Genomic DNA, 11,960 nt, shown 5'->3' with positions numbered 1-11,960 from the left:
GGTCGACGCCCGGGTCTGGCAAAATGCCGGATATTTCATTTATCGGCAGCGTTTGCCGATCATTAAATTTTTGAGCGTGTTTTTAAATGAGTGAGCAAACAGCGGGCTGTCGCATCATCGTCGAGGCACTGGACGAGGGGTCTCAAGCCTTGGCCGAGCAGTGGGCCGGGCGCCTTGGCTTGCCGATGGGCCAGGAGCAGGCCGAGTTCGCCCTGCAAGTGTCGGCCCAGGGTTTGCAGTTGCAGCAGTTGGGGCCGGATGCACCCGGCCCGGTGCGGGTTGATTTCGTGGAAGGCGGCGCGGCGCACCGACGCTTGTTTGGCGGCGGCACCGGGCAAATGATCGCCAAGGCGGTGGGCATCCAGCAGGGCGTGCGGCCGCGGGTGCTGGACGCCACGGCAGGGCTGGGCAAGGACGCGTTTGTCCTGGCCAGCCTTGGCTGCGAAATGAGCCTGATCGAGCGCCAGCCCTTGATTGGTGCCTTGCTCGAAGATGGCCTGGCGCGCGGGCTGAATGACCGTGAGGTGGCGCCGATTGTGTCGCGCATGACGCTGCTCAAAGGCAACTCCATTGAGGTGATGCGCAACTGGGAAGGCGAACCGCCGCAGGTGATTTACCTGGACCCCATGTTTCCGCATCGTGAGAAAACGGCATTGGTGAAGAAGGAAATGCGCCTGTTTCGCCCATTGGTGGGTGACGACAACGATGCGCCAGCCCTGCTGGAGGCCGCGTTGGCACTGGCCTCCCACCGTGTCGTGGTCAAGCGCCCGCGCAAGGCGCCCTGCATCGCAGGCCCCAAGCCGAGCCATGCGCTGGACGGCAAGTCGAGCCGTTACGATATTTACCCAAAGAAAGCCCTGAAGCCCTGACGCCGCCAGCGCACTGCTGGCGAGAAGGCGTGCGTGAGGCGCTCAATCCGGGCGGTAAGCTCGCATAAACAGCGCCACCACGTCTTGCACGTGGGCTTCGGCTTCTTCTGGACTCAACGGGTCGCCGCAGCCATAGAGCACGCGAAAGTTCGGCGCGCCCTTGAGCAGGCAAAAAAAGTGCTCGGCCGCCTGATGGGTGTGGTTGAACTGCAACACGCCCAGTTGCTGGATGCGCTCCAACAGGCCTTCCATCTCCCGCACCACGCGGTGCGGTCCGGCCTCAAAGAAAATGTTCGACAGTTTTGGGTCCTGACTGCCCAGCGTCATCATCAAGCGGTGCAGGTTCAGGGAGGCCTGGCTGTTAATCAGCGTATGAAATCCCCGGCCGATGTTGAGCAGCACCTGCTCGACCGGCACACCCTCAGGTAATGAAAAAAACAGGTCTGGCAGTTGTTCGGAGCAGGTGGCCTTGATCGCGGCCGAGAACAGGTTTTCCTTGTCGGTGAAATGGCTGTAGACCGTCAATTTCGATACACCGGCGTGGCTGGCGACCGCGTCCATGCTGGTGCTGGCAAATCCTTTGCTCAAAAAAAGACATTTGGCCGCCTCAAGGATCGCATGGCGTTTGGCCATGTCCTTGGGGCGTCCGGCGGCATTGGGCATTAAAGGATGATCAGACATTTCCGTTTATTACTGGACTGGTGAGTTTGGTATTAATAACATGCCGGCCAGTATAAATATTCCAAGCCCCATAAGCGAAAGGTCGTCTCCATGTTGCGTCATGCCTTGCCCCGCGCTGTGCCTGTCTGTCTGGTGTTTTTGTTAGCTGCGTGCGGGCATGAGGAGCCTGTTCAGGTGAGCATCAGCCCCGCCATCGTGGTGCAACCTCAGCCTTCGGCAGTGGCCACCCAGAGTTATCCCGGCGAAGTCCGTGCCCGCTTTGACCCGCAACTGGCCTTTCGTATTGGCGGCAAGGTCACTAAACGGTGGGTGGATGAAGGCGAGCGGGTCAAGGCCAATCAGTCGCTGGCCGAACTGGACCCCCAAGACGTTCGCCTGCAACTGGAAGCCACCCGCGCTCAGGTGGCGGCCGCGCAGGCCAACCTGAGCCTGGTGCGATCGGAGCGCGACCGCTACAAAACCCTGTTGGAGCGGCAGATGGTCAGCCGCTCGCAGTTCGATAACGCAGAAAACCTCTACCGTGCGGGCGAAGCCAAGCTGCAGCAGCTTAAGGCTGAACAGGATGTGGCCAGTAATCAGGCCAGCTACGCGGTGCTGCGCGCCCCGCAAGATGGCGTGATTGCCCAGCGCCAGGTGGAAGTCGGGCAAGTCGTGTCGGCCGGTCAGACCGTTTTTTCGTTGGCCGCCGACGGAGAGCGTGACGTGTTGATCAGCCTGCCTGAGCAGGCGTTCGGCCGTTTCAAGATCGGGCTGCCGGTGTCGGTTGAGCTGTGGTCACAACCCGGTCAGCGTTTCAGCGGGCGGATTCGCGAACTCTCACCCTCGGCTGACCCCAAATCCCGGACCTTTGCCGCGCGCATCGCCTTCACGGCGGGCGAAGTGCCTGCCGAGCTGGGCCAGAGTGCGCGGGTGTTCATTGCGCAGGAGGGGGGGAATGCGTTGTCCGTGCCGCTGTCAGCCTTGAGTGCGGAAAACGGCGCGACGTACGTCTGGCGTGTGGGTCAGGGCAACAAGTTGCAGCAGGTGGCGGTACGGGTTGGCCCGTATGGCCAGAGCAGTGTGCCGGTGCTGGAAGGGCTGACGCCCGCCGATTGGGTGGTGGCGGCTGGCGTGCATGTGCTGCACGACGGGCAAGAGATCCGGCCGATTGATCGCTCCAACCGAACGATCAATACCGCGGCGAAGGAGTAATACCCATGGGCTTTAACCTGTCTGCGTGGGCATTGCGCAATCGCCAGATCGTGCTGTTTTTAATGTTACTGCTGGCCATCGTTGGCGGGCTTTCCTACACCAAATTAGGCCAGAGCGAAGACCCGCCGTTCACCTTTAAGGCCATGGTCATTCGTACGCTGTGGCCAGGCGCCACGGCAGAAGAAGTGTCACGTCAGGTCACTGAGCGGATCGAAAAGAAGCTGATGGAAACCGGGGAGTACGAGCGCATCGTGTCGTTCTCGCGCCCCGGTGAGTCGCAAGTGACGTTTATGGCCCGGGACTCCATGCACTCCAACCAAATCCCCGAGCTGTGGTATCAGGTCCGCAAAAAGATCAGCGACATTCATCACAGTTTGCCGCCGGGGATTCAGGGGCCTTTTTTCAACGATGAATTCGGCACCACATTCGGCAATATCTACAGCCTGAGTGGCGAAGGGTACGACTACGCGGTGCTCAAGGACTACGCCGACCGCATCCAGATCCAGCTGCAACGGGTCAACGATGTGGGCAAGGTCGAATTACTCGGCTTGCAGGATGAAAAAATCTGGATCGAACTCTCCAACCTCAAGCTGGCCACCCTGGGGCTGCCGCTGGAGGCGGTACAAAAAGCACTCGAAGAACAAAATGCTGTCTCGACCGCCGGTTTTTTTGAGACACCGACCGAGCGTGTGCAACTGCGGGTCAGCGGTAATTTCAAAACGGTAGAAGAGATCGAGCGTTTTCCCATACGCGTGGGCGAACGCACCTTGCGCATCGAGGACGTGGCGGATGTACGCCGCGGGTTCAATGATCCACCCGCGCCGCGCATGCGCTTCATGGGGCAGGACGCGATTGGTCTGGCCGTGGCGATGAAAGACGGCGGCGACATTCTGGTGCTGGGCAAGGCGCTGGAGGCCGAGTTTTCCCGCCTCCAGAAAAACCTGCCCGCCGGCCTGCAATTGAGCAAAGTCTCGGATCAGCCGGCAGCGGTGAGCACCAGCGTCGGTGAATTCGTGCAGGTGCTGATCGAGGCGCTGGTGATTGTGTTGCTGGTGAGTTTTTTCTCGCTGGGCGTGCGCACCGGCATGGTGGTGGCGCTGGCCATTCCGCTGGTGCTGGCCATGACGTTTGCCACCATGCATTACTTCGGCATTGGCTTGCACAAGATCTCGCTGGGGGCTCTGGTACTGGCGCTGGGTTTGCTGGTGGACGACGCCATCATCGCAGTGGAAATGATGGTCATCAAAATGGAGCAAGGTTACGACCGGTTCAAGGCGGCGAGCTTTGCCTGGACCAGCACGGCCTTCCCGATGCTCACCGGCACGCTGATTACAGCGGCAGGCTTTCTGCCGATTGCCATGGCGCAGTCCAGCACCGGGGAATACACGCGTTCGATTTTTCAGGTGGTGACCATTGCGTTGCTGGCGTCGTGGATCGCGGCCGTGGTGTTCGTGCCCTACCTGGGCGCGTTGTTGCTCCCGGATCTGGCGAAGCGCCATGCCGCCCGACATGGCACGGGCGAGGGCGCTCCCGACCCGTACGGGACACCGTTTTACCAGCGGATCCGGCGCCTGGTGGAGTGGTGCGTGCGCCGCCGCAAAACCGTGATTGCCCTGACCGTGTTGCTGTTCATCGGCTCGGTGGTGCTGTTCAAGTTTGTGCCGCAGCAGTTCTTCCCGGCCTCCAGCCGTCTGGAGCTGATGGTGGACCTGAAACTGGCCGAAGGCGCGTCGCTGAGCAACACCACCGAACAGGTGCAGCGCCTCGAAGCCTTGCTCAAAGACCATCCCGGCATCGTCAATTACGTGGCTTACGCGGGTACTGGCTCACCGCGCTATTACTTGCCGCTGGATCAGCAATTGCCCGCGGCCAGCTTTGCTCAATTTGTGGTACTGGCAAAGACCATCGAAGACCGCGAGCGCTTGCGCACCTGGCTGATCGATACGCTCAACGAGCAGTTCCCGACGGTGCGCTCGCGGGTCACCCGTCTGGAAAACGGGCCGCCCGTGGGTTACCCGGTGCAGTTTCGCGTGACCGGTGAGCACATTGAAGAGGTGCGGGCGCTGGCGCGTAAAGTGGCGGCCAAGGTGCGTGAAAACCCGCATGTGGTGAACGTGCACCTGGACTGGGAAGAGCCGAGCAAGGTCGTGTACCTGAACGTCGATCAGGACCGCGCACGGGCCTTGGGTGTCAGCACTGCCCACCTGTCGCGGTTTTTGCAAAGCACGCTGTTGGGCTCGACGGTCAGCCAGTACCGCGAAGACAACGAGTTGATTGAAATCCTGTTGCGCGGCACGCCCCATGAGCGCACCGAACTTGCGTTGCTGCCGAGTCTGGCGGTGCCCACCGATAACGGCCAGAGCGTCGCCTTGTCGCAGATTGCAACGCTGGAATATGGCTTCGAGGAAGGCATCATCTGGCACCGCAACCGTCTGCCCAACGTCACCGTGCGCGCCGATATTTATGGCAAGGAACAACCGGCGACCCTGGTGCAGCAGATTCTGCCCACCCTTGAACCGGTGCGGGCTCAATTGCCGGACGGTTACTTGCTGGACGTGGGCGGCACAGTGGAGGACTCCACACGCGGCCAGAACTCGGTGAAGGCCGGGGTACCCCTGTTTATCGTGGTGGTGCTGACCTTGCTGATGGTGCAGCTGCGCAGTTTTTCGCGCATGGCGATGGTGTTCCTGACCGCGCCGCTGGGCCTGATCGGTGTGACGCTGTTCCTGCTGGTGTTCAATCAGCCGTTCGGGTTCGTGGCGATGCTGGGGACGATTGCGCTCTCGGGGATGATCATGCGCAACTCGGTGATCCTGGTGGACCAGATCGAGCAGGACAAAGCGGCGGGGCTGGATACCTGGCAGGCGATTATCGAGGCGACGGTACGGCGGTTTCGGCCGATTGTGCTGACCGCGCTGGCGGCGGTGCTGGCGATGATTCCGTTGTCACGCAGTGTGTTCTTCGGCCCGATGGCCGTGGCGATCATGGGTGGCCTGATCGTGGCGACTGCGCTGACATTGCTGTTTTTGCCCGCCCTGTATGCGGCGTGGTTCCGGGTGAAGAAAGGCTGACCCGCCTGGCTGTGCAAGCCCTGCCGTCAGGTACGGCAGGGCTTGGCGCGGGTTGATCAGTGTGCCACTTGATCGACGCGCAGACGCAGCGGCTGCAGCGTTTTGGCGTTGAGGTCCACGCTGTTGCGTTCAGTGTTGATGAACAGCAGTTGGCCGTTGTCTTCGATGCGAGCGCTGATGGCATAAGTATGGCCGGGTTTGACGCTCGCCGGGTCATAGCGCAAGTGAAACGGCAGCGGGACCTGGCCTTTGACCGGGCCGCTTTGTTTGGCCAGCGTGACTGCCGGCGCGTCGGCCAGCGACACGTCCTGCAAGCTCACTTCCAGTGTGGCGGTGGGCGGCAGGGCGATGCGTTGCAGGTAGAACACTTCGCCGTCGAGGGTGGCCTGAGGTGTTGAGTTCATGGAGCTGCAAGCTCCGAGTAGGGCCGTGAGGCTGAGGATCAGGATTTTTTTCATAAAGAGGCTTCCCTTCAGTAAGCATCAAGACGATGCGGTGAATAGGGCAAGCCTGTGTGACGCGCAGGGCATCAGCACAGGCTTAACCGCGTTTTACAGGTGTTTCTCAAGCGAGAGCGGCGGATGCTCCTGCTCATCGGCGTCTTCGGCCCGGTGCAGCGCCACTTGGCGGATCGACAGGCGAATCTCGGCAGGCAGTACGCGTTTGGCGGCGCCTTCGGCCAGCTCCCCGAGCAACGCGTGGTAGCTCAACTTGCCATTGGCATCGCGTCGCAACACGTCTTCTTCCAGCAAGGTCTGGATAAAGTGACGGAACAGGCTCTTGTCGAAAAACTCCGGGGCGTTCAGGCCGTGCAGGATCGACAGGCGCTGAGCCATCATCGTGCACAGGTCTTCCAGCTCCTCGGCGCTGAGGGTGTTTTGGCCGCTGTTAAGCAGCAGCGAAATGGCCATGTAAAAACGTTGCAGGGTTTGCGCGATGCTTTTGGACAGCAGCGTCAGCAACACAAAGTGCCGCGAACTGGGCGCCGGGCGCAGGTACACGTCATTCTCGAAGCGCAACAGACCTTGCTCGACAAAGGCCTCAAGCCATTGATCGACCACGCCGTCCAGCTCGTCCAGCGACCAGCGGATAAACAGCTCCGATTGCAGGTACGGATACAGGGCGCGGGTGTAGCGCAGGATCTGTTCGCGGGTCATGCGCGACGCGCTCTGGAAGAAACTGGCCAGCAACGACGGCAAGGCAAAGATGTGCAACACGTTATTGCGGTAGTAGGTCATCAGGACGGCATTTTGCTCATCCAGGTACAGGATCTTGCCCAAGGCATCACTTTGTTCGGACAGCAGGTCCATGTCCTTCACATGTTCAATCAGGGCTCGTCCGTCGCCTTCAGGCAAGGTGGTGTGCGGCGAATACGGCACGCGACGCAGCAACGCGAGGTACAGGTCCAGCACCCGCGCCATGGCGCGATCGTCCAGCGCCAGCTTGCTGGTGGAGAGCAACGCCAGTGCCACCAGATTGACCGGGTTGATCGCGGCCGCTTCATTCAGGTGCTGCGCCACTTTCTCACCCAGACGATGGGTCGTGGCGTTCAACCATTCAGGACGATACGTCGGCCCCAATGCTTGCTGGCGCCAGTCCGGCTGCTCGTGGTCGAGAAACTCGGCCAGTTTGATCGGCTCGCCAAAGTTGACGGCCACTTGGCCAAAACGCTGCTTGAGGGCACCGATGACTTTGAAAATGTCGAAGATTGACTCTTTCTTCTTGCTCGCCCCGCGCAGTTCGCCCAGGTAAGTACGGCCTTCAAGCACACGCTCGTAACCGATGTACACCGGCACGAATACGATGGGCATGCGCGACGAGCGCAGGAAGCTGCGCAGGGTGATGGCCAGCATGCCGGTCTTGGGTTGCAGCATGCGTCCGGTGCGCGAGCGCCCGCCTTCGACGAAGTACTCCACCGGGAAGCCCTTGGTGAACAAGGTGTGCAGGTATTCGTTGAACACCGAGGTGTACAGCGGGTTGCCCTTGAACGTGCGACGCATGAAGAACGCGCCGCCCCGGCGCAACAGGCTGCCGATGACCGGCATGTTGAGGTTGATCCCGGCCGCGATGTGCGGCGGGGTCAGGCCGTTGCGAAACAGCAGGTAGGACAGCAGCAAATAGTCGATATGGCTGCGGTGACAGGGTACGTAGATGATCTCGTGACCTTGCGCGACGTCTTGCACGCCTTCGATGTGGTTGACCTTGATCCCGTCGTAAATCTTGTTCCAGAACCAGCTCAGCACCACTTCCAGAAAGCGGATCGCGGTGTAGGTGTAGTCGGAGGCAATTTCGTTGGCGTAACGCAGCGCCTGGGCCTTGGCTTTGTCGGCCGAAATGTTTTCGCGCTGGGCTTCTTCGAGGATCGCCTGACGCACGGCCGGTTCGTTGATCAGGCCTTTGACCAGGTTGCGTCGGTGCGACAGGTCGGGGCCGATCACGGCGGTTTTCAGGTTGCGAAAGTGAACCCGCAGGATGCGCTGGGCCATGCGCACGGTGCGCTCGTGACCTTTGTTGTGGTCGACCAGCTCGCGCAAGTGAATGGGCGCAGAAAACTGCACGCGGGTCTTGCGCCCCAGAATCAGGATGCGCAGTAAACGGCGCAGACGCCCGGTAACGGCCCAGCTGTCGGCAAACAAGAGTTTCCAGGGGCTCGATTCGCTGTCAGGGGATTGGCCCCAGAACACGCTGACCGGGATGATTTGCGCGTCTTCGCCGGGGTGAAGTGTCAGGCTGTTCACTAGCCGGGTCAGGGTGGGCGGAGCGCCGCGCTTGTCCTGACGGCCCAGCCAGTCGGGCTCGGGCGTCAGGTAGAAGAACGCAGCAGGCTCGACCATCTGCCCGACGGCCACCGGCAGCACCGGGCGCGGCAGGCCCGCCTTGGTGCACTCGGCGTCGACCACGGCCAGTTCGGTAACGGAGGGCGTTTGCAGGACGTAGAACACCGGCCGGCTGCGGTCCAGATTCAGGGTGAAGGACGACTGATTAATGGTCTCCGAGCGTACCCACAGGTACAGCAAGCGACGCAGGGCGCCAAACACAAGACGGCGAAACGGGGAACGGGTCATACGGCTTCTGCATGAGTGGATTAAAACGAGTGTTTACTCGGTCGCGTAGTGTGCCGTATCTCTGGAAAATCGGCAAAAAAGCAGCGAACTAATATTGATTGAGTGTTTTTCTCGCTGACTTATACTCGATGCTCTTTCGCCATGAAGTGTAAGACGTTTTCAGCAAACTATAAGTTCGAGCGAAAGTTCTCAACGGGCTGAATGAGCAAGCCCATTAAAAACAATAAGGGGATGCAAGTATGACGACGCGGTTAACCGGCAATGTGAAATGGTTCAACGACGCCAAAGGCTATGGCTTCATTCAGTGCGACGGTGGCGCTGATGTGTTTGTGCACTACCGCGCCATTCGTGGCGAGGGCCATCGCTCGCTGGCTGAAGGGCAGCAGGTTGAATACACCCAGGTCAAGGGTGACAAGGGGCTACAGGCCGAGGATGTGGTGGGCCTGTAATCGCCCCGTGTAGCCGCTGCTTCAGGCCGGGTTCCAGGCCGCAGGACTTGCCCCTCTGGCCTGTCCCGTCCTGCAGCAGCCGCTACGCGTTTGAGTGTTTCAGGAACCGGTTTTCCAGGTGATTTCTTCTTCACCGTCTGCGCTGATGCGAACCCAGCGGTCAGCGTCTGCTTCGCCCTGTTCTTCTGCCCAACTGCCCGGCGCGCACCGCACTTCGATGTTCAGTGCCGCAAACGCGGCCTTGGCGCAGGCGATGTCGTCTTCCCATGGCGTTTGGTCACTGTCCAGATACAGGCTGTTCCATTTGCCGACGGCTTTGGGAATCCATGTCACAGGCACGTTGCCCGCCGTGCATTGGTACGTACCGCCTTTCTTCTTCCATTCCGAGCATTCGCCCAGAACGTCTGACAGCCAAGCTTCGACGTCTTTGTAAGTAACGTCGGAATCTTTCAGGTAAATCTCGATATCGGGCTGGCGCATGGATGTCCTCACTGCGTGTCTGAAAAATCCATTCGCGGATTAGTCGGGCCAAGGGGAGCGCCCTTGGCCGTTAAGTCGGTTATTGAAGCACGAAAAAATCGTAGCGCATGGAGACGGTCACGATTAACGGCTCAGGGTGTTCGATGACAGCTGCGCGACGTTCGGCACTGGCGCGCCAGCCGTGGGGCGTCATGGCCAACAAGTTGGCGCGGTCCTGAGGCTCGCTCAAGTGCAGTTCAAACGACAGTGTTTCACTGTGTTGCAACTGCATGCCTTCGGGAATCAGCGCCAGGTGCTTGTCGTCGGCGTAATCGCGCACTTCGTCGTACAGGCGCTCACGCAACTCCATCAAGTGCCCGCGGGTCGGCCCGACACGCATCAAGCCGCCGCCGGGGCTGAGCAAGCGCTTGGCTTCCAGCCAGTCCAGCGGGCTGAAGACGCTGGCCAAAAACTGACAACTGGCGTCCGCCAACGGCACGCGGGCCATGCTGGCGATCAGCCAGGTCAGCTGCGGGTTGCGTTTGCAGGCGCGTTTAACGGCCTCGCGGGAGATATCCAGCGCGTAGCCATCAGCGTGAGGCAAGGCTTCAGCGATTTGCGCGGTGTAGTACCCCTCGCCACAGCCGATGTCGAGCCAGCGTTGCGGCGCGCGCTCGGCTGCCAGTTCCGCCAGCCGCTTGGCCACGGGGGCGTAATGCCCCGCGTTAAGAAAGTCGCGACGGGCTTCAACCATGGCCTGATTGTCGCCGGGGTCGCGGCTGTTTTTGTGTTGCACCGGCAGCAGGTTCAGATACCCCTGACGCGCACGGTCAAAACGATGGCCTGCCGGGCAGACCACGCCATTATCGACCGCTGTCAGCGGCTCGGAGCAAATAGGGCAGGCAAGCATCAGGCGAGCAACTTGATCAAGGTTTGGTAGTAGATTTCGGTCAGCACGTCGAGGTCGCTGGCCAGCACGCGTTCGTTGACCTGGTGGATCGTCGCGTTGACCGGCCCCAGCTCAACCACTTGCGTACCGAGGGTGGCGATAAAGCGACCGTCAGAGGTGCCGCCGCTGGTGGAGGCTTGGGTATCGCGGCCGGTCACTTGTTTAATGCTCGACGAGACGGCGTCCAGCAAGGCGCCCGGTTCGGTGAGGAACGGCAAGCCCGACAAGGCCCATTCGATGTGCCAGTCCAGGCCGTGTTTGTCGAGTATGTCAGCGACCCGCTGCTGCAACCCTTCGACCGTGGACTCAGTGGAGAACCGGAAGTTGAACACCGCGACCAGTTCGCCCGGAATCACGTTGGTCGCGCCGGTCCCCGAGTTGAGGTTGGAGATCTGGAAACTGGTCGGCGGGAAGAAGTCGTTGCCGTTGTCCCAGTGTTCGGCGGCCAGTTCGGCCAGTGCCGGCGCGGCCAGGTGAATCGGGTTTTTCGCCAGGTGCGGGTAGGCCACATGACCTTGCACGCCGCGCACCGTGAGCTTGGCGCCCAGAGAACCGCGACGACCGTTTTTAACCACGTCGCCGACCAGTGTCGTGCTCGACGGTTCGCCCACGATGCACCAGTCAAGACGCTCCTTGCGCGCAGCAAAACGTTCAACCACGGCTTTAGTTCCGTGGTGGGCCGGGCCTTCTTCGTCGCTGGTGATCAGAAAGGCGACCGAGCCCTTGTGGTCCGGGTAGTCCGCCACGAAGCGTTCGGCGGCCACCAGCATGGCGGCCAGGCTACCTTTCATGTCAGCGGCGCCGCGCCCGCACAGCATGCCGTGCTCGTCGATCAGCGCATCGAACGGGTCGTTTTGCCAGGCTTGCACCGGGCCGGTCGGCACCACGTCGGTGTGACCGGCAAAGCACAGCACCGGGCCGTCATGACGACCGTGGGTGGCCCAGAAGTTGTCCACGTCTTCAATACGCATCGGTTCCAGTGTGAAGCCGGCATCACCCAGGCGCTGCATCATCAGCTTCTGGCAATCGGCGTCGATTGGCGTCACGGAAGGGCGACGGATCAGATCGCAGGCAAGTTGCAGGGTCGGCGAGAGGTCGGCGTGGGCCGTCATGGTGGTGGACTCCGAAGCTGGGCGTGTAAGGGCGCAGGTGTCATCGCGAGCACGCTCGCGCCTGCAGGGCTGGCGCCAAAGGGCGGTTATCTTAAAGCAAAACGGCGGCCAGAG

The 11,960-nt window shown here is 60.9% G+C and carries 10 protein-coding genes; 4 read left to right on the top strand and 6 right to left on the bottom strand.

The features are described from left to right. Positions 1-86: 86 nt before the first annotated feature. Positions 87-869, top strand: coding sequence for a class I SAM-dependent methyltransferase (locus V6F78_RS14265; protein WP_048376647.1), 783 nt, complete (start codon positions 87-89; stop codon positions 867-869). Between the two features lie 42 nt (positions 870-911). On the opposite strand, the gene V6F78_RS14260 is transcribed toward V6F78_RS14265, so the two are convergent. Then, complete coding sequence (locus tag V6F78_RS14260; RefSeq protein WP_097191394.1) at positions 912-1,550, bottom strand: TetR/AcrR family transcriptional regulator; 639 nt, start codon at positions 1,548-1,550, stop codon at positions 912-914. A 90-nt stretch (positions 1,551-1,640) separates the two neighbouring features. Between V6F78_RS14260 and V6F78_RS14255 the strand changes: the two genes are divergently transcribed. Together V6F78_RS14255 and V6F78_RS14250 are read left to right on the top strand one after the other, a co-directional pair. Next, the gene (locus tag V6F78_RS14255; RefSeq protein ID WP_047278287.1) at positions 1,641-2,741 is read left to right on the top strand and encodes an efflux RND transporter periplasmic adaptor subunit; all 1,101 of its coding nucleotides are present in this window, start codon (positions 1,641-1,643) and stop codon (positions 2,739-2,741) included. Between the two features lie 5 nt (positions 2,742-2,746). Next, positions 2,747-5,812: an efflux RND transporter permease subunit gene (locus tag V6F78_RS14250; RefSeq protein WP_047295137.1), complete on the top strand. Its 3,066-nt coding sequence runs from the start codon at positions 2,747-2,749 to the stop codon at positions 5,810-5,812. Positions 5,813-5,868: 56 nt separating this feature from the next. Here V6F78_RS14250 and V6F78_RS14245 read toward each other — a convergent pair whose 3' ends face one another. Together V6F78_RS14245 and plsB are read right to left on the bottom strand one after the other, a co-directional pair. Next, complete coding sequence (locus tag V6F78_RS14245) at positions 5,869-6,270, bottom strand: YbaY family lipoprotein (protein ID WP_047277239.1); 402 nt, start codon at positions 6,268-6,270, stop codon at positions 5,869-5,871. Positions 6,271-6,363: 93 nt separating this feature from the next. Next, on the bottom strand, positions 6,364-8,877 hold the full coding sequence (plsB, locus tag V6F78_RS14240; RefSeq protein WP_169839336.1) for a glycerol-3-phosphate 1-O-acyltransferase PlsB: 2,514 nt from the start codon (positions 8,875-8,877) through the stop codon (positions 6,364-6,366). Between the two features lie 239 nt (positions 8,878-9,116). Between plsB and V6F78_RS14235 the strand changes: the two genes are divergently transcribed. Continuing rightward, positions 9,117-9,326: a cold-shock protein gene (locus tag V6F78_RS14235; protein WP_047277236.1), complete on the top strand. Its 210-nt coding sequence runs from the start codon at positions 9,117-9,119 to the stop codon at positions 9,324-9,326. A 99-nt stretch (positions 9,327-9,425) separates the two neighbouring features. Here the strand turns inward: V6F78_RS14235 and V6F78_RS14230 are convergent, their stop codons facing one another. The 3 genes from V6F78_RS14230 to dapE all read right to left on the bottom strand — a co-directional run bounded on the left by V6F78_RS14230 (position 9,426) and on the right by dapE (position 11,846). Next, positions 9,426-9,806 (bottom strand): hypothetical protein, encoded by a 381-nt coding sequence (locus tag V6F78_RS14230; RefSeq protein ID WP_047295131.1) that lies wholly within the window; start codon positions 9,804-9,806, stop codon positions 9,426-9,428. Between the two features lie 79 nt (positions 9,807-9,885). Continuing rightward, complete coding sequence (locus V6F78_RS14225; protein WP_094990368.1) at positions 9,886-10,695, bottom strand: putative RNA methyltransferase; 810 nt, start codon at positions 10,693-10,695, stop codon at positions 9,886-9,888. Further along, positions 10,695-11,846 carry a succinyl-diaminopimelate desuccinylase gene (gene dapE, locus V6F78_RS14220; protein ID WP_047277230.1) on the bottom strand — a complete coding sequence of 384 codons (1,152 nt, stop codon included), beginning with the start codon at positions 11,844-11,846 and terminating at the stop codon, positions 10,695-10,697. The genes V6F78_RS14225 and dapE overlap by 1 nt, the downstream gene beginning before the upstream one ends. Positions 11,847-11,960 lie beyond the last annotated feature (114 nt).

Origin of the sequence: Pseudomonas sp. ESBL9 (assembly GCF_036668715.1) — a bacterium.
GTDB lineage: Bacteria > Pseudomonadota > Gammaproteobacteria > Pseudomonadales > Pseudomonadaceae > Aquipseudomonas > Aquipseudomonas lundensis.
Note: the sequence above shows the minus strand (reverse complement) of the source record. Positions and strands in the feature narration are given on the sequence as shown.